Source organism: Staphylococcus caeli (assembly GCF_900097965.1).
GTDB lineage: Bacteria > Bacillota > Bacilli > Staphylococcales > Staphylococcaceae > Staphylococcus > Staphylococcus caeli.
The window spans coordinates 26,013-49,885 of sequence record NZ_FMPG01000014.1 but is presented as its reverse complement, the minus strand read 5'-3'; the positions used below and the strand labels follow the sequence as shown (position 1 = coordinate 49,885).

At 33.8% G+C, this 23,873-nt stretch carries 23 protein-coding genes; 3 read left to right on the top strand and 20 right to left on the bottom strand.

From position 1 onward, the window contains the following. Positions 1-218: 218 nt before the first annotated feature. The 8 genes from BJS11_RS11430 to BJS11_RS11395 all read right to left on the bottom strand — a co-directional run bounded on the left by BJS11_RS11430 (position 219) and on the right by BJS11_RS11395 (position 9,163). Positions 219-1,646: an aldehyde dehydrogenase family protein gene (locus BJS11_RS11430; RefSeq protein WP_069996314.1), complete on the bottom strand. Its 1,428-nt coding sequence runs from the start codon at positions 1,644-1,646 to the stop codon at positions 219-221. A gap of 406 nt (positions 1,647-2,052) precedes the next feature. Beyond that, entirely contained in the window at positions 2,053-2,376 is a 324-nt protein-coding gene (locus BJS11_RS11425; RefSeq protein WP_069996315.1) for a winged helix-turn-helix transcriptional regulator, read from the bottom strand. An 86-nt stretch (positions 2,377-2,462) separates the two neighbouring features. Next, positions 2,463-3,722, bottom strand: coding sequence for a UDP-N-acetylglucosamine 1-carboxyvinyltransferase (murA, locus tag BJS11_RS11420; RefSeq protein ID WP_069996316.1), 1,260 nt, complete (start codon positions 3,720-3,722; stop codon positions 2,463-2,465). Between the two features lie 403 nt (positions 3,723-4,125). Continuing rightward, positions 4,126-4,986 (bottom strand): class IIb fructose-bisphosphate aldolase FdaB, encoded by an 861-nt coding sequence (gene fdaB, locus BJS11_RS11415; protein ID WP_069996317.1) that lies wholly within the window; start codon positions 4,984-4,986, stop codon positions 4,126-4,128. Between the two features lie 273 nt (positions 4,987-5,259). Beyond that, on the bottom strand, positions 5,260-6,867 hold the full coding sequence (gene pyrG / locus BJS11_RS11410; RefSeq protein WP_069996318.1) for a CTP synthase: 1,608 nt from the start codon (positions 6,865-6,867) through the stop codon (positions 5,260-5,262). 321 nt (positions 6,868-7,188) lie between these two features. Beyond that, positions 7,189-7,743: a DNA-directed RNA polymerase subunit delta gene (gene rpoE / locus BJS11_RS11405; RefSeq protein ID WP_069996319.1), complete on the bottom strand. Its 555-nt coding sequence runs from the start codon at positions 7,741-7,743 to the stop codon at positions 7,189-7,191. A gap of 109 nt (positions 7,744-7,852) precedes the next feature. Continuing rightward, entirely contained in the window at positions 7,853-8,713 is an 861-nt protein-coding gene (locus BJS11_RS11400) for a GNAT family N-acetyltransferase (RefSeq protein ID WP_069996320.1), read from the bottom strand. 81 nt (positions 8,714-8,794) lie between these two features. Beyond that, a complete protein-coding gene (locus BJS11_RS11395; RefSeq protein WP_069996321.1) occupies positions 8,795-9,163 on the bottom strand; it encodes a VOC family protein in 369 nt (122 codons plus the stop codon). A gap of 90 nt (positions 9,164-9,253) precedes the next feature. Here BJS11_RS11395 and coaW point away from each other — a divergent pair, with 90 nt between their 5' ends. Then, entirely contained in the window at positions 9,254-10,051 is a 798-nt protein-coding gene (gene coaW, locus BJS11_RS11390) for a type II pantothenate kinase (protein ID WP_069996322.1), read from the top strand. Positions 10,052-10,168: 117 nt separating this feature from the next. Here coaW and BJS11_RS11385 read toward each other — a convergent pair whose 3' ends face one another. The 3 genes from BJS11_RS11385 to BJS11_RS11375 all read right to left on the bottom strand — a co-directional run bounded on the left by BJS11_RS11385 (position 10,169) and on the right by BJS11_RS11375 (position 13,420). After that, positions 10,169-10,834, bottom strand: coding sequence for a DUF2750 domain-containing protein (locus BJS11_RS11385; protein WP_069996323.1), 666 nt, complete (start codon positions 10,832-10,834; stop codon positions 10,169-10,171). 196 nt (positions 10,835-11,030) lie between these two features. Beyond that, complete coding sequence (ldmS, locus tag BJS11_RS11380; protein WP_069996324.1) at positions 11,031-12,239, bottom strand: L-aspartate--L-methionine ligase LdmS; 1,209 nt, start codon at positions 12,237-12,239, stop codon at positions 11,031-11,033. Next, complete coding sequence (locus BJS11_RS11375) at positions 12,236-13,420, bottom strand: M20 family metallopeptidase (RefSeq protein WP_069996325.1); 1,185 nt, start codon at positions 13,418-13,420, stop codon at positions 12,236-12,238. Before BJS11_RS11375 ends, ldmS begins: the two co-directional genes overlap by 4 nt. A 476-nt stretch (positions 13,421-13,896) precedes the next feature. On the opposite strand from BJS11_RS11375, the gene BJS11_RS11370 reads away from it, so the two are divergent. Beyond that, a complete protein-coding gene (locus BJS11_RS11370; protein ID WP_069996326.1) occupies positions 13,897-14,367 on the top strand; it encodes an S-ribosylhomocysteine lyase in 471 nt (156 codons plus the stop codon). Between the two features lie 89 nt (positions 14,368-14,456). Here BJS11_RS11370 and BJS11_RS11365 read toward each other — a convergent pair whose 3' ends face one another. The 4 genes from BJS11_RS11365 to deoC all read right to left on the bottom strand — a co-directional run bounded on the left by BJS11_RS11365 (position 14,457) and on the right by deoC (position 18,035). Beyond that, positions 14,457-14,807, bottom strand: coding sequence for a DoxX family protein (locus BJS11_RS11365; protein WP_069996327.1), 351 nt, complete (start codon positions 14,805-14,807; stop codon positions 14,457-14,459). After that, entirely contained in the window at positions 14,807-15,994 is a 1,188-nt protein-coding gene (deoB, locus tag BJS11_RS11360) for a phosphopentomutase (protein ID WP_069996328.1), read from the bottom strand. Before deoB ends, BJS11_RS11365 begins: the two co-directional genes overlap by 1 nt. Positions 15,995-16,005: 11 nt before the next feature. Beyond that, on the bottom strand, positions 16,006-17,307 hold the full coding sequence (locus tag BJS11_RS11355; protein WP_069996329.1) for a pyrimidine-nucleoside phosphorylase: 1,302 nt from the start codon (positions 17,305-17,307) through the stop codon (positions 16,006-16,008). A 65-nt stretch (positions 17,308-17,372) separates the two neighbouring features. Next, positions 17,373-18,035 carry a deoxyribose-phosphate aldolase gene (gene deoC, locus BJS11_RS11350; protein ID WP_069996330.1) on the bottom strand — a complete coding sequence of 221 codons (663 nt, stop codon included), beginning with the start codon at positions 18,033-18,035 and terminating at the stop codon, positions 17,373-17,375. Positions 18,036-18,218: 183 nt separating this feature from the next. Between deoC and deoD the strand changes: the two genes are divergently transcribed. Further along, the gene (deoD, locus tag BJS11_RS11345; RefSeq protein WP_069996331.1) at positions 18,219-18,929 is read left to right on the top strand and encodes a purine-nucleoside phosphorylase; all 711 of its coding nucleotides are present in this window, start codon (positions 18,219-18,221) and stop codon (positions 18,927-18,929) included. 325 nt (positions 18,930-19,254) lie between these two features. Here deoD and BJS11_RS11340 read toward each other — a convergent pair whose 3' ends face one another. From BJS11_RS11340 to BJS11_RS11320, 5 genes are all read right to left on the bottom strand, one after another. Continuing rightward, complete coding sequence (locus BJS11_RS11340; RefSeq protein WP_069996332.1) at positions 19,255-19,704, bottom strand: Dps family protein; 450 nt, start codon at positions 19,702-19,704, stop codon at positions 19,255-19,257. Positions 19,705-19,862: 158 nt separating this feature from the next. After that, entirely contained in the window at positions 19,863-20,747 is an 885-nt protein-coding gene (gene rbsK, locus BJS11_RS11335; RefSeq protein ID WP_069996333.1) for a ribokinase, read from the bottom strand. Between the two features lie 30 nt (positions 20,748-20,777). After that, a complete protein-coding gene (locus BJS11_RS11330) occupies positions 20,778-21,164 on the bottom strand; it encodes a thiol-disulfide oxidoreductase DCC family protein (RefSeq protein WP_069996334.1) in 387 nt (128 codons plus the stop codon). Between the two features lie 226 nt (positions 21,165-21,390). Next, the gene (locus tag BJS11_RS11325) at positions 21,391-22,758 is read right to left on the bottom strand and encodes an EVE domain-containing protein (RefSeq protein WP_069996335.1); all 1,368 of its coding nucleotides are present in this window, start codon (positions 22,756-22,758) and stop codon (positions 21,391-21,393) included. A 69-nt stretch (positions 22,759-22,827) separates the two neighbouring features. Beyond that, positions 22,828-23,808: a YeiH family protein gene (locus tag BJS11_RS11320; protein WP_069996336.1), complete on the bottom strand. Its 981-nt coding sequence runs from the start codon at positions 23,806-23,808 to the stop codon at positions 22,828-22,830. Between the last annotated feature and the right edge of the window lie 65 nt (positions 23,809-23,873).

Genomic DNA, 23,873 nt, shown 5'->3' with positions numbered 1-23,873 from the left:
ATAGAATACTTATAATTTCTAGATTATTTGTCTCTGAACATAAAAAACACATCAAGCAACATTCAAAAGTTGCTTGATGCATCAAATATATTCATTTTTTATAGACCAACCGTTATTGACAAAGAGCCATTAAAAATTGCTATTACCTATCTACACACTTCAGTCAATTTAATCTATTAGATAACCGTCACAGTCAATAACAGTTATTATTTTCTCAATTATTTGTAGTAACCTGCGATTGATTTAACTTCTAAGAATTCTTCAATTCCATAATCGCCCCACTCACGGCCTAAACCAGATTGTTTGTAACCACCGAATGGTAAGTCAGGTTTACGACCAGCCTCATTTATTTCTACCGTACCAGCTTCAATTGAACGAGCTACTTTGTGTAACTTGTCTTTATCGCTACCATAAACATAGCCAGCTAGACCGTATTTAGTATCATTTGCAATTTTAATTGCTTCATCTAAATCATTATATGAGATTACAGACATAACTGGACCGAATATTTCTTCTTGAGCAATCGTCATATTATTATCAACATTATTAAAGATAGTTGGACGTGCAAAGTAACCTTTATCTAAGCCTTCAGGTTTACCAGGGCCACCGTAAAGTAATTCTGCACCTTCTGCAATACCTTTATCGATATATGCTTGTACTTGATCAAATTGTTTTTTACTAATGATAGGTCCGACTTGTGTACCTTCTTCTCTTGGGTTGCCAACTTTAACTTGCTCAAATTTTTCTTTAACAGCTGTTAAAAATTCTGCTTTCATACTTTCTGGCACTAATGTTCTTGTACCTGCAGTACAAACTTGGCCTGTATTGAATACGACTTTATTTGCTGCTGCACTTGCTGCACCATCAATATCTGCATCGTCTAAAATGATATATGGTGATTTACCACCTAATTCAAGTGATACTTTTTTGAAATCTTCAGCTGCTTTTTTCATAATACTTGATCCTGTTGGACCAGAACCAGTGAACGACATCATTCTCACTTTAGGGTGCTCACTTAAAGGATTGCCAACGCCTTCACCATCACCATTTACTAAATTGAATACACCTTTAGGTACGCCAACTTTATCAAAAATCTCAGCTAAAATTACTGCTGCAAATGGTGTTTCTTCTGATGGTTTTAAAACTACTGGGCTACCAGCTGCAAATGCCGCTGCTAATTTTAATGCTGTTTGATTTGTTGGGAAGTTCCAAGGTGTGATTAGTCCAGAAACACCTATTGCTTCTTTTACTACTAAATCATCGCCACGACGTTCTTCAAATTCAAAGTCATTTAAAGCATCTCTTGCCGCCTCAAAATGATTTAAGCCCATTTGATAATGAACATTTTCTGATACAGATAATGGAGCACCTAACTCGTCAGTAATCGCTTCGATTAAATCATCTTTTCTATTCTTATATTCTTCTACAATTTTATCTAATAATGCTTGTCTTTCTTTTACAGAACTGTGTCTAAATTCTAAATAAACGTTATCAGCTGCTTCAACTGCTTTTTCAACATCTTCTTTATTACCTTTAGCAATTGTACCAGCGACTTCTTCCGTTGCTGGATTTATCACATCAAGTGTTTCTCCACTTGTACTTTCAACCCATGCGCCATTAATATATTGTTTAGTGAAATTTCTCATTAATCATTCACTCCTTAACTTGTGTTTATAGTTACATTCTAACCGACATCAAAATAATTTAAACATTATTGCTCATGCTTATATGTTAGATTGATCATTTATAAACATCTATAGCAAGCAAATAACTTTCATATCAATAACTTAGCTGTACTGTGAAATTTATTTTTTAACAACAAAAACGGAGTGGGGCAGTAATCCATTTCTCTAATAAAGATTTCATAGTCCCACCTCGGCAAGGGTGACTAGAGTTGAAATGTTTACCTGAGCTGACGCTCATGCATAAGTCTCACTAACTTAATAAATTAAAGCAGTGAGACTTTATATTTTCAATTCAGTCATCTACTGCCTAATTTGATAAGAGCCTGAGACATCTATTTATGTCCCAGGCTCTAAATCAAATCAAAGTTTATTTATTTTCGAGCTCAATGTACTCTTGCGCCCATTTTTCCATTGGTTCTAATGCCGCTGCTAAAGCATCACCTTTATCTGTAAGTTGGTATAAGATATTCATAGGGCTCGTTGAGACGATTTTCTTTTCTACGAGTCCCCACTCACTTAGATCTGTTAATTTTATACTTAAGGCACGAGGCGTAATTGTTTTTAAATCACGCTTCATATCTGAAAAATGTGCAGATTTCTCTGTACATCTTGATAAGTAATTAATAATTAGACCATTCCAACTTCTTCCTACTATTTTAAAGGTTTCTTCTAAATAAGGGCAAACCTTCATGGTCATCACCTCATTACCGATTTTATACTAAATTTTTCAAACACCTTAGTCTTTTACCACTGAGTATATTTAGTATACCACACTTTTTAAACTTCTTCAGTCCAAATATCTGCACCGAGAGACTTAAGTGTGCTAACGATATTCGTATAACCTCGATAAATATGTTTAACGTTATAAATCGTTGTTACACCTTCAGCTAATAGACCTGCCACAATAAGACATGCGCCCGCACGTAAGTCACTTGCATATACTTCGGCACCAGTTAATGATGAAGGTTTAATCGTTGCTGTACCATTATCCGCTGAAATATTTGCACCCATATTTTTCAATTCATCGACATGTCTAAATCTAGCTGGATAGATTGTTTCAGTTACGAATGAAACTCCATCTGCCATAAATAGAAGTGGTGTGATTGGTTGCTGTAGATCTGTTGCAAATCCTGGATACACCAATGTTTTAATATCTACACTTGAATACGGTGTACTGCGTTTAATAACTGCACTATCATCATTCACTTGGATATCAACGCCAAGTTCTTTCAATTTAACAGTTAACGGTTCTACATGTGTTGGAATAATATTATTTATTTTAATATTTTCACCACATGCTGCTGCAATACACATATACGTTCCTGCTTCAATTCTATCTGGAATGACTTGGTGATGAGAACCATGTAAATGTTCCACGCCATTAATTTTAATAGTACTAGTACCAGCACCTTTAATATTTGCACCTAAACTTGATAAGAAGTTTGCTACGTCTACAACTTCTGGTTCTTTAGCGGCATTTTCTATCACTGTTTGACCTTCTGCGCGAACAGCTGCCAACATAATATTGATAGTAGCCCCTACACTCACGATGTCTAAAAAGATATTAGCACCTACTAATTTATCAGCTTCAATTTTCATAGAAGTTGTACTTGATTCATCAATTTTAGCGCCTAAAGCTTTGAAGCCCTTAATATGTTGATCGATGGGTCTTGGACCTAACGGGCATCCTCCTGGTAAGCCAATGACACATTTTTTAAATCGACCTAACATTGCCCCCATCATGTAATATGAAGCACGCAATGATTCTACTTTATTGTTAGGTAGTGGTGCATTTTCAATTTCATTAGGATCAACGTTTAATGTCATGCCATCTAATTCTGTTTTAATATTTAAATCTCCAAGTAAACTCACTAAAGTTTCTACATCAGAGATTTCTGGAAGGCCTTCAATTGTCACTTTATCTTCAGCCAAAATTGCTGCTGGTATAATTGCTACTGCACTGTTCTTAGCGCCGTGGTTGTTCACTTCACCTTTAAGTGTTTGACCACCTCTAATTTTAATTACTTCTTGAGCCATTCGCTTGTTCTCCTTTGCCTCTCAATCAATATTTCTCTTCTATTACATCATTAGCATTATAAATTAAATTATTACAGTTTGCAAAGCACATCAGTTTTCTAAAACTTATTTTTAGTAAAAATTTGTACTGTAATCACTCAATAATTCTTTTCAATAACTATCAATTCCCATAATTAAAGCACTTCAACCATAATTTCGTTTCAAAAAAAATTTCAATGCGTTAATAAAAATAAATGCTTACTTTTAAGCATAGCTGCTTTTCGTTAGTGATGCTATATTCAATTATTTACTTGATAACTCATAAAACTCAAAAAATTATAACATAAAAAAATGGAAGTAGGACAGAAATCAAAGATTTCTCATTTGATTTCATTTCCCAACTTCCACAACGCTTTTACTCAACTTATTTTGCTTGGTTTGACGTACCAAATTCTTTAATTTTACCGATTACTGTTGCTTTAATCGCTTCACGTGCTGGTCCTAAATATTTACGAGGATCATACATTTCTTGATCTTTATCCAATGCTTCACGAACTGCTTTAGCAGATGCGATTTGGTTTTCAGTGTTAACATTAATTTTCGCAGTACCAAATGGAATTGCTTTTTTAATGTCTTTAGTTGGAATACCTGTACCACCATGTAATACTAATGGTAAACCAGTTGATGCACCAATTTCTTCCATTTCTTTAAAGCCTAATTTAGGTTCACCTTTATATGGTCCGTGTACTGAACCTAATGCAGGTGCTAATGTATCGATACCTGTTTTTTCAACAAGTTCTTGACATTCTTTAGGATCTGCATAAATAACGCCTTCAGCAATAACGTCATCTTCTTGTCCACCTACTGTACCTAATTCAGCTTCTACAGATACACCATATTCGTGTGCATATTCAACAACTTTTGAAGTGATTTCAATGTTGTCTTCGAATGATTCGTGTGAAGCATCAATCATTACTGAAGTGAAACCAGCGTCAATTGCTTCTTTACATTTTTCGAAGCTTGATCCGTGGTCTAAGTGAATTGCAACTGGTACTGTAATTTCTTTGTCGTGCATTAAGCCTTCAACCATTTTCACAACTGTATAGAAACCACCCATATAACGAGCAGCACCTTCAGATACACCTAAGATTACAGGCGCATTCTCTTCTTGAGACGCTTCTAAAATCGCTTGTGTGAATTCTAAGTTATTAAGGTTATATTGACCTACCGCATAACCATTTTCTTTTGCATCTATTAACATTTCTTTCATTGAAACTAAAGGCATGAAAGTTCCTCCTTGGTGCTTTAAGCACATATTTTTACAATCTAATTATATCAAAGTCATATACCTTTTGCATTCTTCAACATATTTGTAAGCGTTTTTATTTGGATTTTTTATTCATTTTAGCTAATTTTCTTATTTTTTACTTAATTCACTTGAAAATCTGATGTTTTTTTCACCCTCTATACAATGTATATTTTAGACAATACATTATTTTATTAACACAAAAACAGGATGAGACAACATTAAGTGTCTCATCCTGCATATACTTCTAAATTATTTAGATTGTTGTTTTAAAGCTGCTTCAATAAATGCTTTGAAAATCGGTTGCGGGCGATTCGGTCTTGATAAAAATTCTGGGTGGAATTGACATGCGACGAAAAAGTCGTTTTCAGGAATTTCAACCATTTCTACCAAGCGACCATCCGGACTTGTACCAGAGAAAACTAAGCCTTTAGCTTCCAACTGCTCTCTATACTCATTATTAAATTCATAGCGATGGCGATGACGTTCTTCAATATTAGTTTCATTATAAATTGAGTTAGCTAACGTCCCTTCTTTTATGTGACAAGGATATAACCCTAATCGCAATGTACCACCTAAATCTTCAATATCTTTTTGTTCAGGTAGTAAATCAATAATCGGATGTGGTGTATTTGGATCAAGTTCTGCAGAATGTGCACCTTCTAGTCCTAGTACATTTCTAGCAAATTCAACCGTTGCTAATTGCATACCCAAGCAAATACCAAAATAAGGAACATTATTTTCACGCGCATATTTAATTGCAGATATTTTACCTTCACTTGCACGGAAACCAAATCCACCTGGAACTAAGATACCATCAACATCGGATAATATTTCTGCTACATTGTCATCTGTTACTTCACTTGAATCAATCCATCTAACTTCGATGTCCTTCTTGAATGGGTATCCAGCATGTTTCAATGATTCAACTACAGATAAATAAGCATCTTGTAAACTTACATATTTACCAACCAATCCTATTGTTATTTTACCGTCTAGACTATTCACTGTATCTAATAAATATTGCCATTCATCAAGTTGTGTTTCATATTTCGGATTTAATTCTAAACGTTTGATAACGATGTCATCCATGTCTTGTTTACTTAACTGTAATGGAATCTCATATAAAGAATCAGCATCGCGACACTCAATAACGCTTGCTTTGTCTATGTCACAGAATAATGCAATTTTATCTTTTAAATCTTGAGTCAATTCGTATTCTGTTCTTACAACGATTAAATCAGGTTGAATACCTAAACCACGCAATTCTTTTACACTATGTTGTGTTGGCTTTGTTTTCATTTCACCTGCTGCTTTAATGTATGGTAATAACGTACAATGAACGTACATCACATTTTCGCGACCTAAATCGCTTCTAATTTGTCTAATCGCTTCAATAAATGGCAACGATTCAATATCACCCGTTGTCCCACCTATTTCAGTTATAACAACATCAGCATTGGTACTTTCACCAGCTAATAGTAAGCGTTCTTTAATTTCATTTGTAATATGTGGGATAACTTGTACTGTCCCGCCTAAGTAATCACCACGACGTTCTTTTTTCAAAACATGTGAGTATACTTTTCCAGCAGTCACATTAGAATATTTATTAAGATTAATATCAATAAATCTTTCATAGTGTCCTAAGTCTAAATCTGTCTCTGCACCATCATCAGTAACAAATACTTCACCATGTTGATACGGGCTCATTGTACCTGGATCAACATTTAAGTACGGATCAAATTTTTGGATTGTTACTTTTAAACCTCTATCTTTTAATAATCTTCCTAAAGATGCTGCCGTGATACCTTTACCTAATGAAGATACTACTCCACCAGTTACAAAAATAAATTTTGTCATGTGTCTGCCTCCTATTATTAAAACAGTATTTTCATTCAATACAGTTGATTGACATTTACTAATTCAGTGGCTCATTCGTTATGTTACAAACTTTTTACATATGTAGTTAGAGTCTTTTATATGTATAAAACGTTTGAACAAATATTTACTATAAATCAAAAAATTCAAATCCATTTGATATCGTAAATTAAATAAAAAAATCGCTCCCTCTCACACGTTTGTAAGGGGGAGCGTATAATATTTTTACACGTCGTCCTATTTAAAGGAGCCCGAATAAAATTTTATCATGTTCACGAAAAAAGTCAATTAAATCTCAAAGAATTATTTTTCAGATTCTTCGATATCTTCTTCGTCTTCATCAAATTCATCTTCTTCTTCGTCATCTAAATCTTCATCGTCTTCATCGATAACGATATCTGTTTCATTTAAATCTTCATCGACGTCATCTTCTTCTGGATCTTCTGGATCATTCAAAGTTTCTTGATCATCCGTAACTACTGGAATATCATCATCGTCATCCGCATCATCTTCACCAAGCAGTTTTAAGTTTTTATCTTCTTCGTCATCATCATCTAAAATATCAAATTTTTGAATTGTTGGCGCAATTTTTTCTTCAATATCAGCTACTGAATACCAATCACGTAAACCCCAAATATTTTCGCCAACGTTTAAAAAGCGACCATCTGTGTTTAAGTCTGTGTAAAATTGCACAATTCTATTTTCAATTTCATCGTCCTTATAATGACCAAGTGCTTTAAACTCATCAATGATATCGTATAAATTCATTGTGTCATTTTTCTCATTCAATAACGTGTAAGCCATATCGATAAATGATTTCTCATCAACCATCTCTTTAGTATAATCTTGAATTCTCATTATTCATTCTTCCTTTCAAAGGCATTTATACAAATCAATACTAAGTTTAACATAAGTAATAATAACAAATGTAAATTATAAATGACAATGACTGATTTCGCAATCAGATTTAGTAATTTATATATTTTTCAAAAACAATATAATCATCTGCTGCATCAATTTCTACAAAATTACTATTGATACATAGTGGTTTTAACTCATTATTTTCACCATATAATGTAATAGTAATTAATTCTACGCCATCAAAATGTTTTCTTACATATGTAGATAACTGTCTCAAAGCACTTTCGGCTATACCGTTGTGGCGTTCTTCTTTATTTACTTCTACTGATGAAATATTCATACGATGTTCATGACGTTCAATTGCCAAAAAACCCACTTTATGATTATCTTTCATTAAATCAATAATATGAATATTGTATGGTTGCTCATCCGTGTTGGGCTTTAATTTTAAAGATGACACATGTTTTGAGTCTAAATCTAGATAATATAATCTCTCTTTACCAATTGGACCTTCTTCTTTCGTTGCGGCATGCATAAAGCCTGCACGTTCATAAACATTCCATGCCCCTTTGTTTTCAGCATCAACGACAAGATACAGATGATTAAAGTTTGGAAATAAAGCCTGAACATATTCAGGCAGATACATCATCATTTTTGTGCCATAGCCATATCCTTGAAAGTCTTCATTTACTGAGAGCGAGCGTACGTATATGACTTGTTTTGGCGTATCGTAACCTTCATGTTGATAATATTGATGCAATACAAAGAATCCAATTACATCACCTTGTTCATTTAGTGCGATATTCGCAATTCGATTTTCATCATCAATTGCGTCTTGTAATACATCTTTTGGTAATGAAGAATAAATTTGTTGTCTTTCACTTAATTTAAAATCATAAAGTGCATCCTTGTACTGCGGCTCATATACTTGTACTGTAATATTTTCAAAATTTTTCTTAATGAACATGTTCACTATCCCCTATTTTTAAAACGTTTTAATAATTTATTAATACCACTATTTTATTAAGTATAATCTATAAAAACCTATTTATTTCAAAAAACAGTTCATAAGCCAATTTACTTCATATCGATCCTTTACTTGGCCATGCATTGCACCAAAAAAAGTTTTTTCAATTGACATATGTGGATCACCGAATTCACTTAATGCATCATAAACACTTTGTTGTGTTTCTAATTGATCAAAAGTCAAAATGATATTTGTATTATCGTTATGCCACTCGCGGCCATATGTACTAGATATATGTAGGATTACCGTTTCACTGATGTGTAACTCCGCATGTAACCACTGCTCATTTTTTTCATTTAAAACATTAACCTCTCCACCAAAAGCATTTTTATAAAAATTGATTGCTTCTTTCACATCATCAACTTTGATAAATGGACTTAATTGCATCATATCATTATGCTCCTTTTAAATTGATATTTGATTTTCCTCCATTTTATTATACTATTAGTTATAATGAAAATAACTTAGGAGGAATAAACGATGAAGATTGGCATCGATGCCGGAGGTACGCTCATCAAAATTGTCCAAGAAAACGATGGCAAACGTACATATAATACTCGATTAACGACAGAAATTGATGATGTTATAGCATGGCTCAATCAACAAGACTGCAGTAATATTAGCCTTACAGGAGGACATGCAGCACGAATTAATGAGAAACTAAACTGCGAAGCACAAGTATTCGTAGAATTTGATGCTGCCGCTAAAGGCTTAGAAATGTTACTCGAGGAACAGGGGCATTATCTAGATAATTACATATTTACAAATGTTGGTACTGGTACTTCTCTACACTATACTGATGGCAAGCAACAACAGCGTGTTGGTGGTATAGGTGCTGGTGGTGGTATGATTCAAGGACTTGGCTATTTATTGACTGGTATTAATGATTATCAGACGCTCACTGATACTGCTCAACATGGCAATCGTGACATCATTGATTTAAAAGTAAAACATATTTACAAAGATAGTGAACCTCCTATTTCAGGTGATTTAACAGCAGCAAACTTTGGGCATGTGTTACATAATTTAGACAAGGATTTTACCGATGCTGATAAATTAGCCTCTGTAATCGGGGTAGTTGGTGAAGTCATTACAACGATGTCAATCACAGTTGCAAGAGAACAACAAACTGAGCATGTAGCCTATATCGGTTCTTCCTTCCACAATAATGATTTATTAAAAGAAGTGGTTAAGGATTATACTGTACTTCGTGGCTTCAAGCCTTATTATATTGAACACGGTGCCTTTTCTGGTGCATTAGGTTCGATTCATTTATAAATTCGTACAAAAAGAGACAAGCGCCAAGGACATTAATAGATGTCTCCAGCGCTTGTCTTTTTATTTGAACATAATTATTAAAACATGAATATATAAGTTATAAAAAATAGTTAAGCTCTAAAATGTAAGTTGATTGATGACTTTTTGTGCTGGTACTACTGTCCCAACTACACCTGATTTTAAATCGATAGCCACTGCATGATCATCATCACGTAGAGTATCTAACCACTCAGCAAATACTTCACCTTCTATTTCGATAATGTCACACTCTTCAAAGTCCTCATCTCTAACTTTTTCAGCTCTACTTTTAATGCTCCAAACAGGCATGATATTAGGTTTTTGATGTACTTCATCACTAATCATTAAAAATTGTTTCACATCTTTATTGGTTAAGCCAAATACAGCGTCTTCCTTTGCAACATCTTTAACGAATTCTTTTAAACGAATGTTATCTAAATCTGACATCAATTCATTCGAAGCCTTTACGATATTGATTAACTCACCATCTTTTTTTGATGTCGGATTCATTAATACTTCATCATTTTCATTAAACACATCATCAATTTCATAAGTTACAAAACGATCGATATCAAGTTTTTTTATTTTATCAAACTCAATACCTTCTTTATTAAAATAATTTTTAGCTTTTGCTTCATCTGTCCATGCAATAACGACATCTTTATCAGATACTGTTTGTCTAATTAAACGTTTTGATTTAGTCGCAATATAAAATACTTCATTAATTAAAATATCTTGATAAAATGAACTTTCTTTGTAAGACATACTAACACCTTCAATTCATTTATTATAATTACCTACCTATAAAATATAAATGACTGTATAGTTCTAGTCAATCAACGAATTTTACATTAGTTAATAAAGTAATAGTTAGCATTAATAATTATGACAATTCAAAAGATACTATAATTTCGCATTTCCACTATTTACAACTTCTACTCCCTTTTCAAACAACTAACTGTTAGCTAAATTCATGATTCTGCTGTAATTCTTGTAAAAATTGTTGTTCTAGTTTTTCAACTTCTGCTTTATGTTTCGCATGCCATATACATCCAAACCGTGATGCAACTGACTCATTATCATACCAATCACCATCATAGTATGATAATGGAAATAACACACCTTTGCGTACATATTTTAAAATTATATTAAAGAAATGTTGGTTGTCACATGGTGCAACATAACTGAAAAACTTGTGGTACCCTTCTTGTAGTATAGGTTCAAGCAATAGCATACTCGTTGAACCATTTTGTCTAAAATTCAAATCAATTGCAAAAACATCTCCATGTTCATCTAACAGTAAATCAAAACCAGCAACACCAAAATAACCGTTTGCAACACCAATTTCCATGATTTCTTGACCTGCTTGAATTACCTTTTCTGGTACATCTTTTGCATTTTCATTACCACTATAATAACCATAATCATCTGTAATTTGATCTGAAGTACCAATGTATCGAATACCTTCTTGCTCAGAATATGCAAATTGCACACAATAATTAGCAACCGCTTCTATTTTTTGTTCGATAATCATTGTATCCGTTTGGTCTTTAGCTTTTTCAATACGTTGCTTAGCTTTTGTTAAATCTGCTTCATTATAACAAATCATCACTCCATATCCGCCAGCCGTAGGTAAGTCATCCCCTGGCTTTAGTACAAATGGAAATTCCCAACTTGATACCGCTTCAGCAAATTCATTTATTTCAACAACTTCTCTTTTAGGTAGGTATTGATTATTCGTCCATTCCGGAATACGTGATTTATTATTTAGTGCCACAAACACATCTTTATCCAACGCATAATAATCTTTTGTCAGTATGTCATCCCCATGAATATACTGAAAATAAATTTTCTTATCTTCTTTTGTGGCTAGTGTTTTTAATGTTTGTTCATAACTTTTTTGATCTTTAAAACGAATGACATTGGTCGGCATTGATTTACCAACAGCTTCAAATAATAACGCTAATTTATCTGTTACACTGGCTTCATGCACAATCACCGGCATATGGTTCGCTATAATAAGTTCTCTACCAGTCAAAAAGTTTGATTGATGTTCTTCAGGTTCTAACCATGGATTAGAAATATAAGAAGGTCTAGATGTATAAACAATTTGTGTATCATAAAGATCACTCAACGTTAATTTAGGTCTTAGTGAGCGGTCGTTCTTCATTTTTTATGCCCCTTTATAAATTGATGTTGTTCGATAATTTCATCTAGTAATGCCTGATTTGAAATTAATTCTAATCCCATAAGTGCCAATATTTTCGCACCTCTAATCAATGCTTGGTCACCATGTGTACTTGCAGCTGCTTCTCTAAATCTATGTGTGTGTCCTACTAAATTTCGAGAACCTATTTTAATGTGCGGATGTATCGTTGGCACAATATGACTTACGTTACCCGTATCTGTCGAACCATAACCAAAGTCATCATCTATGACTGCTTCACCCATTTCTGTCGCATACTTAGCAAATAAATCATCTAACTTAGAAGACTTTATAAATTCATTGACGCCATTTTGAATAGGTCCAAATTTATAGTCACAACCTGTCTGAATAGCTGCACCTTTAGCAATTTGCCCCACCCGTTCAGTTAATTTATCCAATTCGTGACGTGATGTTGCGCGTGTGTAAAAACGAGCATGAGTAAAGTCAGGAATAATATTAGCTGCTTGACCCCCATCTAAAATCACACCATGCACACGTTGGCTACTTTTAATATGCTGACGCAATTGAGCTACACCATTAAAGTATGAAATCATTGCGTCTAAAGCATTTTTAGCTTCATCTGCATTTTCAGAGGCATGTGCGCTTTTACCATAGAATTTAATATCTAGCACGTCAACTGCAAGTGTATCAATCGTACGATATGTTTCATTCCCTGGATGAACCATCAATGCAACGTCTAAATCATCAATAATGCCTTCTTTCACATAAGTAGCTTTAGCACTTCCATTCTCTCCACCTTCTTCGGCAGGACAACCAAGAACGACAACTTTCCCTCCAATTTCGTGCAATAATTGTTTAAGTGCGATACCCGCAAATGTACTCGCTGTGCCGATAATATTATGTCCGCATGCATGTCCTAAACCTGGTAATGCATCATATTCTGCTAAAAAACCAATGGTTGGACCTGGCAATTTTGAATCGTAGGTTGCGATAAATCCTGTCGCATGACCAGCAATATTAGTTTCTACTTCAAAATCGTTCTGAATAAGTATTTCAGTCAATGTTCTCGAAGCAAAAATTTCTTCATTACCGAGTTCTGGTCTCTGATGAATTTGATGACTCAATTCCACGTATTGATACTTTTTATTTTCTATATAATCTAAAATTATTTGCTTATTTTCCATAAATGATTCACTTCCCCCTAAATCACTTAATTTCGCTCATATCTTTCATAGAAAGCATGAAATGAAGTGCAATAAGTAGTTGATTAAATAGGAATGGGACAGAAGTCAGATTTTCTAACAGTCCCTTTGACGTCCCACTCCGATAATGATGACTTAAATTGAAAAATTTACTTGAGCTGAAGCTCATACGTAAGTCTCACTAACTTAATGAATAAACAGCGAAACTTTGCATTTTCACTTCAGTCTTCTACTGCCAATTGAACAAGCATCTGAGACAACTATTTTTGTCTCAGTATTAAATGTACAAAACTTAAATTAATTACTACTTATTCTATCGGGTTTATTGGATTCTGTCATTAATTTTCTGAAATTTGTAAAAATAGCTTCAAGTCGTTATCTATTATAAATTCCCTAAATTGTAAATCATAGTCTGGATTGTTACAATAAGTTCATGATAATGATTAGGAGGATATATTATGCCAAAAATGAACGTTGAAAGTTTCAATTTAGACCATACAATTGTTGCTGCACCATTTGTTAGATTAGCTGGTAAAATGGAAGGTGCAAATGGCGATGTCATCCATAAATATGACATTCGTTTCAAACAGCCTAATAAAGAACATATGGAGATGCCAGGTTTGCATTCATTGGAACATTTAATGGCGGAGAATATTAGAAATCATTCGAATAAAGTTGTAGATATCAGTCCAATGGGTTGTCAGACTGGTTTTTACGTTTCATTTATCAATCATGATGATTATAATGATGTATTACACATTATTGAACAAACAATTCAAGATGTATTAAACGCGACTGAAGTGCCAGCATGTAATGAAGTGCAATGTGGTTGGGCTGCAAGCCATTCTTTAGAAGGTGCTAAAGAAATTGCACAAGCATTTTTAGACAAAAAATCCGAATGGCATGATATATATGGTGAAAATAAATAACCCTGCAACAAAGTATTCGCTGTAAAATTATTGAATAATAAAAAGAGATCGTACGCATTTATTATAAATGTACGATCTCTTTTTTATGATTATAATTTTTTAATTAATTTAATCATTAAAAATTGTAAAGGTATCCGTGTATACAAAACCCACTTAGGCAAATGATGCCCCGCCAAAGGAAGCTGTTTACGTGCCATATAGATATTTGCAGGTAATACTGCCCATAAAAATACAATTATGGAATACTTCAAAAAATTTGTAGGCTGTTTTATTAACAATAACAGACCGAATAACATTTCAATAACACCTGAAACTAAAACCGCAGCGGTTCTAAATGGTAAATAAGCTGGTACGATAGACCTGAAATTTCTTTCATGTGTAAAATGTAATATTCCTGCGCCACCAAATACAATTCCAAATAACAATCTTAAACATATCACTACTTTTCAATACCCATTTCTTTTAAGTAGCTTTTACCAAACTCTGGCATTTTCACACCAAAATTATCAGCAATCGTAGCGCCTAAAGAACTAAAAGTACTGTCTGTACTCAATTCATGATAATTGTTAATCTTCGGACTGAACATCAGAACTGGAATATATTCTCTCGTATGGTCCGTACCATCAGCCGTAGGGTCATTACCGTGATCTGCAGTAATAATCACTAAATCATCGTCTTGTAGTTGTTGCATTAGCTCAGGCAAACGCTCATCGAAATCTTTAATCGCTTGGGCATAACCAGGTTTGTCACGACGATGTCCATATAGCGCATCGAAATCAACAAGATTTAAAAAACTCATGCCTGTAAAATCACGTTGTACAGTTTCAATTAACTTATCCATGCCATCCATGTTATCTTTTGTACGAATTGATTCAGTTACACCTTCACCATCGAAGATATCATTAATTTTACCTAAGGCAATCACGTCATAACCGCCGTCTTGCAGTGCATTCATAACCGTTTTACCAAAAGGTTTCAAAGCATAATCGTGACGATTCGAAGTACGTTTAAACGCACCAGGTTCACCAACATAAGGTCGTGCAATAATTCTACCAATTAAATATTTTGGATCCTTAGTAAGTACTCTAACCTTTTCACAAATATCGTATAATTCTTCTAATGGAATAACATCTTCATGTGCAGCAATTTGAAGCACAGGATCGGCAGACGTATAGACAATTAAGTCCCCAGTCTTCATTTGATGTTCGCCCCATTCATCAATAATTTGTGTACCTGAAGCTGGACGGTTAGCAACAACTTTACGACCCGTCATTGTTTCAATTTCTTTAACAAGTTCTTCAGGGAATCCATCAGGATACACCTTAAATGGTTGCATGATATTAAGACCCATGATTTCCCAATGTCCTGTCATCGTATCTTTTCCAACTGAAGCTTCACTTAATTTTGTATAAAAGGCTTGTGGTGCTTCAACACGGTCTATCACAGGAAGCGGTGCTATATTACCGAGTCCTAATTTTTCAAGATTAGGTAATGATTGTTCAAACCCTTCGAGTGTATGTTTCAATGTATGACTGCCTTCATCATTGAATGCTTTTGCATCAGGTCCTTCCCCAATACCTACTGAATCCATTACAATCAAATGCACACGTTTAAATGGTGTAGTCATAATATTCTCTCCTATTCAGTAATAATTTTATGAATCAATGTTGGTGCGTCACCTGACTCACTGATTGTTATACTTTGTAAAAGCTTCGCCTTCACGTCATCAATTTGTTCTTGATTACTGTGAATTGTCAATAATGATTCGCCTGCATTTACTTTGTCGCCCACTTTTTTATGCAGTTCAAGTCCAACACTTAAATCAATGTCATCTTCTTTCGTTTGTCTTCCAGCACCAAGCATCATAGAAGCAACACCTACTTCGTTAGCAATAATCTCAGTGATAACGCCGGACGATTCTGCAAGTAATTCAGTTTGATATTTTGCTTGAGGTAATTTAGAGACATCGTCGACAACAGATCCATCACCATCTTGATTTTCTAAAAACGTTCTGAACGTTTCTAATGCCGAACCATTTTCAATGGCACGTTTTAATAAATTACGCGCTTCATCTAAATCATTTGCCTTACCACCAACAACAACCATTTGTGAACCTAATGTCATAACTAATTCCGTGAGGTCTTCTGGTCCTTTGCCTTGTAACGTTTCTATTGCTTCTTTAACTTCAAGTGCGTTACCAATTGCATTGCCAAGTGGTTGTCCCATATCTGAAATAATTGCCATCGTATTTCTGCCAACATTATTACCGATACGAACCATTGCATGTGCTAACGCTTCTGCGTCCTCAATTGTTTTCATAAACGCACCGTTACCCGTCTTAACATCTAAAACAATAGCATCGGCACCCGCAGCAATTTTTTTACTCATAATAGATGAAGCAATCAACGGAATCGAGTTTACAGTGCCTGTAACATCACGTAATCCGTATAATTTCTTATCTGCAGGTGTAAGGTTTCCCGTTTGACCAATAACAGCAACTTTCGCTTCATTGACTAATTGAACGAACTTGTCTTCGGTGATTTCTACATGGAACCCTTCAACAGATTCCAGCTTGTCTATCGTACCGCCCGTATGACCAAGTCCACGTCCACTCATTTTCGCTACTGGCACACCTACAGCTGCAACTAAAGGTGCAAGCACTAACGTCGTTGTATCACCAACACCACCTGTAGAATGCTTATCTACCTTGATACCGTTGATATTTGATAAATCAATAACATCTCCCGAATTTACCATCGCCATAGTTAAAGCAGCACGTTCATCATCATTCATATCTTGAAAATAAATCGCCATCGCTAAACTGGATGCCTGATAATCTGGAATGTCTCCGTTTGTATAACCAGTGATAAAGAATTCAATCTCCTCTTGTGTTAAAGCTTGACCATCACGTTTCTTTTCAATAATATCTACCATTCTCATGTGAGTTGGCCTCCCCTATTTTCAAATAAAATGTAAAATCCATTCCGAGTAGTGTTCATCTTTTATTAATAGTCAGAGTTACTTTCAAGCCCTTGAATAATTTGCACACCGGCACTTGCACCGATACGCGTTGCACCTGCTTCAAGCATTTGGTTGAAGTCTTCAAGGTTTCTTACACCACCTGAAGCTTTCACTTCTAAAGCATCTCCAACAGTTTCTTTCATTAGTTTCACATCTTCCGGTGTAGCGCCTCCACCAGCAAAACCTGTAGAAGTTTTAACGAAATCTGCGCCTGCTGCTTTACTTAATTCACATGCTTTGACTTTCTCTTCATCCGTTAATAAACATGTTTCAATAATCACCTTCACAGTTTTTCCATTAGCAGCACCAACGACGCCTTCAATATCTTTTTGTACATCTTCAAAACGACCATCTTTTAATGCGCCAACATTGATAACCATATCTAATTCTGAAGCACCATTTTTCACTGCATCTTCGACCTCAAACATTTTTGTTTCAGTAGTGGAAGCCCCTAATGGAAAACCAATAACTGTACAAACTAATACTTCAGATTCTTTTAATTGTTGTGCAGCATATTTAATATGCGTTGGATTAATACAGATTGATTTAAAATTAAATTCCTTTGCTTCTTCAATAATTTTATCAATTTGCGCTCTTGTTGCGTCCGGTTTAAGTAATGTATGATCTATATATTTTGCATAATTCATATTAAATCCTCCTAATTTTTATCTATATTAGTATGATGTTATATTCCACTTATAATTATATAGTAAAATTAAATTCATATCTTTATAAATATTCTCTCTTTACTTCTATACTACAAAAATTCGCAAAAATAATAAACAAATGTTATCTTTAATTTGATAAAGAATTTAAAGGAGAAGATGATTATGACAAAAGCAACACCTCATATTCAACCTAATGGTAAAAAAATTGCAAAGACTGTATTAATGCCTGGCGATCCACTTCGTGCAAAATATATTGCCGATAACTATTTAGAAAATGTTGAACAATTCAATGAAGTCCGTAATATGTTTGGTTACACAGGCACATACAATGGTAAAGAAGTTTCTGTTATGGGTTCAGGAATGGGACTTCCAAGTATTGGTATTTACTCATACGAGCTTTACAACTTCTTCGATGTAGATACGATTATTCGTATAGGCTCTTGTGGTGCATTACAAGAAGACGTCAACTTATACGACATCATTATTGCACAAGGTGCATCTACAAACTCTAGTTATGTAGAACAGTACAATATTCCTGGTCACTATGCACCATTAGCAGACTTCGATTTAATATTAAAAGCTAAACAAAAAGCTGATGATATCGGAGCAACTACACACGTAGGTAATGTACTTTCTTCAGATACATTCTACAATGCCGATTCAACATTTAATGAAAGATGGCAACGTATGGGTATTTTAGGTATTGAAATGGAATCAGCAGCATTATACTTAAATGCAACTTATGCTAATAAAAAAGCATTAGGTATCTTTACAGTTAGTGACCATATTCTACGTGATGAAGCAACAACTGCCGAAGAACGCCAAAACTCATTTACTCAAATGATGGAAGTTGCGTTAGAAATTGCTGAATAATCTTTAACTAATTATAATTTGATATGTAATAAGCCCCTACCTTTTATGTCACTACTTTATAAAGGTGGGGGCTATTTCATTTTTAAATTACTTAAGTAACATGTTTCGTTAAATGTGCATAGTATGATACATATTGCTCATTACTATTAAAAATCTCCACTTAGTTCTATAGACACCTAGGAGAACACATGAATTCATTACTATTTGTGTTGAATTTAGGCACAAAATTTTGCTACAAAAAAACTGTCAACAAAGCTATGAACTTTGTCGACAGTCTGAATTTATGGAATAGTATCTGAAAAATTTTATCTATTTTAAGTAAGTCTTATTTACCTAAATATGATTTCAACATCCAATTATGTTTATCAATGCTTGTTTGCATACCGATAAACATATCTTCTGTTACATCATCTTCTGCGTTTGAAGCAACTTCAATTGCTTCTTCTAACTGTTTAGAAACATTATCAAAGTCATGCGTTAATTCTTCAACCATTTCTTCAGCTTTGTAGCCTTTGCCCGCTTCTTTGATAATTGAAAGCTCTAAACTTTCTTTTAATGTTGCCACTGGATTACCACCAGCCGCTAATATACGCTCAGCTAGATCATCTATATATTGACTTGCTTCATCATATAATTCTTCAAATTTAGTGTGTAGTGAGAAGAAATTAGGTCCTTTTACATACCAATGAAAATTGTGTAATTTGGTGAATGCAACTGTCCAGTTTGCTACTTGTTGATTTAAAACTTTTACTACTTCTTCATTACTTTTTGCCATGTAAATCTCTCCTTCAAAATTGATATTATCATTGAATGACAATTCAAATCCTTGATTACATTAATTATTATATAATAATTATTATAATCTGTAAAGCGAAACAGCACCCTAAATTATAATTATTTTAATCTGCATCGCCAATCAATGACCCATCTATATTATAACAAATCCCCCTTATATGATTCTAGGTCTATGCTATATGGCATAGCTCCTTGCGCACCTAATCCAGTAACTGAGAAACTTCCTGCTAAATTTGCAAATTTCACTGCTTCTTCTAAAGATTTATTTTCATTTAATGCAACTGCGAGTGCACCATTAAATGTATCTCCCGCACCTGTCGTATCAACAACTTTTTTTTCATATCCAGGAATGAGCTGTTGTGATTCACTATAAAAAAGCGCGCCCTTTGCACCTTGTGTGATTATTAATTTACGTGGATAGGATTCAAGTGCTTGTTCTACACGACCTTCAAACAACAAATCACTTTCTATTTCATTTGGTGTAAGCCATGTTACTTTATCAATAATTTCTTGTGCTATTTTGCGATATGGTGCCGGATTCAAAATGACCCTCATGTCGTTATTCGTCGCATAATCCACTACTGCTTTAATTGTTTCTTCTGGTATTTCATGTTGTAAAACGATGATATCGCCTTTCGCAAAATGTTCAAGTTTAGGTAATACTTTGTCAGGTGTTACTTGATTATTGGCTGCAGGGACAACAATGATACGATTATCGTTATCATATAATGTGATATGCGCTGTTCCAGATTTTTCATTTTCAATAGTATCCATAAACGTAGTATCAACATTATTTTTATTTAAATTATCAATAATCGCCTTTCCGTTATCGTCATCACCTACTGCACCAATCATATACACGTTGTCACTTAGACGTGCAGCTGCAACTGCTTGATTTGCACCTTTACCACCTGGATTAGTGAAGAACGTATTCCCCATTACTGTTTCTCCAGCATTAGGTAAAATATCTGTTTTAACTACTAAATCAATTGAAGCACTTCCAATTACTATTATATTTCCCATGTTTATTTCCTCCATATTTTCCGTAAAAAATCAGTTATCAATGAAAAATGATTGCTCATAATCATTAGGTTTATGCCAATGTGTTTTCCACATATGATTTCTATTATCCGCAAACAATTGATATCCAAAATCTCTCAATACTTTCGGTGTTAGATGTAATAAAATACCTAGCCATTTATAATTTGTTAAAGATGTAATTAATCTCGCAATCGCATCTGATTTAAATTTCAAAGTGTCGCCTTCTTGCAGTATCACACTGTCAATTTGACGCGCTTCAGGATAGTTTTCCATTAAATGTTGCGCTGACTCACCTTGTAATGTCGCAAATTGATAACGTGTTGAAAGTCCGTTTTGAATTAACCAAATTGCATAATTGTAACAATACACACAATTTCCATCATAATAAATAATTGGCATAGCCAACACTCCTTATATTATATATTCATTTATTAATTATAATTTTATATTTGTTCTTAATCTATTATATCCCATTTCAAACAAAATAAATCATTTGTTTACTTTCCAATTTAGAAATTTAAGATAGCAACCCTAGTTTAAGACAGAATTCATAGAAAAGACAAAAAAACTGTCAACAAAGTTATAGTCTTTGCCGACAGTTTGATTGTCTACTTATCAATTATAGTTAGTCTTGATTCACTTTTACAATTCTTGTATATTTCAAAAATTGCTCTGTATATTTTTCTTTAATATCATTTAACGTATCATATGTTACGCCTATGATATGCCAATTAGGATTAAAGTGATAAAACGAGTCTTTTTTCCTAGACCATTTTACCATAGAACCATCTTTATTATAGCGTGGAAGTGTAACTTCATATCCTTCTAAGACATTTATAAAAGTTTGGAATATATCAGGATCAATGCGATTAAAATTATCAATCACTAAATATTGTTTGTCTTTACGTGGCATTAGCTTAGTAATGAATCCCTCTCTATAATACAGTGCGCCAGTTTCATTTGGTAAATATTTACCATATAACATATCCTCAGTGAAATCTGGGTGACCAGAAGTAATCACAGGATTCGCATTCGTTTTTTGTAATAAGTCTTCGGCTGCTTTCAAACCTTCACCTTTATCGACAACCAATAAAATAAATGGTTTTAATTCTTCAGACGATTGCTCGATCATTTGATCACTTTGAACAGCCTCAAATTGTGGCTTCATGCCATCATTGGTACTCATTTCCAAAATTGATTCAAATTGAGTTTTTGACATACTTGCAATCGCTTGTTTTGCATTTTCTTGTAAAAAATAAAGATTTTTAAGCTTCGGATGTTTATTAAGTGTACTCAATGATACAGGTTCTATTTCTCGTTCAAAATATACCTCAATTGCAGTACTATTGGTTCTACCAGGAATCGGTGTTTTTTCGTGAATATGCTTACTTACTTCACCCACTCCGATGACAGATTGCTCTCGTTTCTTATTATAAAAAACGATTTGGTCACCAATTTCAAGTTGTGTATAAAAATGATAACCATTTCTTTTTATACCGTTATATGTGTGCGTATAAATTGTATTATACGATCCTGTTTCAAATTCTTGTTCTTCTGACACAAAGAAGTACCTTGGAATTTTGGTTTCCCCTTTACCTAAGCTCACGATAAGATCAAATTCTTCTTGCGTGATTTGATTGAACAACGTTTCCTTCATATTACTCATTCTAAATTCAAGTTGTTCGCTGCGTTTTAAATATTCTGCTGTTAAAGGTATCAATTGTGATTGTAATTGAAAATGCACACGAATTTTATTTTGAGCACCTGTTTGAACACTCGTAATTTCTCCATATCCTAATAAGCCAGTATCCATTTGTACTTGGTAAAAGATTACTCGATCTCCCGCTTTGGCTTGTTTGAAAGAACGAAAGCCTTGTGACGGATTAAATTGAGCACCTGATTCAAATAAAGTGGTTTGCCCCACCATTGGTTCATTATGGTTCCAACGATTATAACCGCAGTTTAACCAAAAATAATTTGTTTCCTCTGCCATTTAGATACTCCTTATCTCATAAAAATTCTATTCTTTCATTATATGCAAAATCAACATATAGAACAAACATTACCATAAGTTGATTAACTTCATTGTAATTAAACTAGTAATAATAACTACGACCCATGTCGCTAATCCAAGCATTATTGGTTTCAAACCTGCTTGTCTGAATTGCTTGAAATCGACATTCAAACCGATACCTGCCATTGCCATTGTAATTAAAAACATCGATAATTGCTGAAATATATGAATTACTGAAGATGGAAAATTAAAAATCGTGCTGATTATCGATGCGATGACAAACCATACAATAAACCACGGGAAGATTTTTGCGATAGATGTATGCGTTTGTTGTGCGCGTTCTTTTCGAATCGTTCTGTATGTAAAAAATAAAACAACTGGGACTATCATCAACGTACGTGTCAACTTAACTATTGCACCCGTTTCTAATGCTGTATTACCATAGTTAGATGTTGCTGCGATGACACTTGATGTATCATTAATCGCTGTACCACCAAAATATCCAAATGTAGTTTGTCCCATTTGCAGGATATGTCCAAGTGGTGGAAAGATAAATACAGCTATCAGGTTAAATAAGAAAATCGTTGAAATTGCAAAGGCAACCTCACTTTCCTTCGCTTTGATTACAGGACTTGTTGCTGCAATCGCTGAACCTCCACATATCGAAGTACCTACACCAATTAAAATACTCAGATGCTCATCAATATTAAAAATTTTCATGAGTATAAACACGATAATAAACGCCGCAAATAAAGTTATCAGTATAATTGGTAGTGACTTCCAACCAATGGAACCTATAGACTGAAAACTCAATGTAAATCCTAGGACAATAATGCTATAGTGTAATATTTTTTTACTACTAAATTTTATACCTGCTTCATATCTTTTGGGAATTGTAATTAAATTATTAATGATGATACCAATAACAATTGCAAATATAGCTCCCCCAATTACAGGAAATTTGCTCCCTAGAATAGTAGCTACCATTGCAATAATTAAAGTCATCATAAGACCCCTTACTTTTTCCAATGTTGGCACCCCCAATTTACATATTATTTTACCATAATTTCCAATTGATTTATTGTGAATATTAA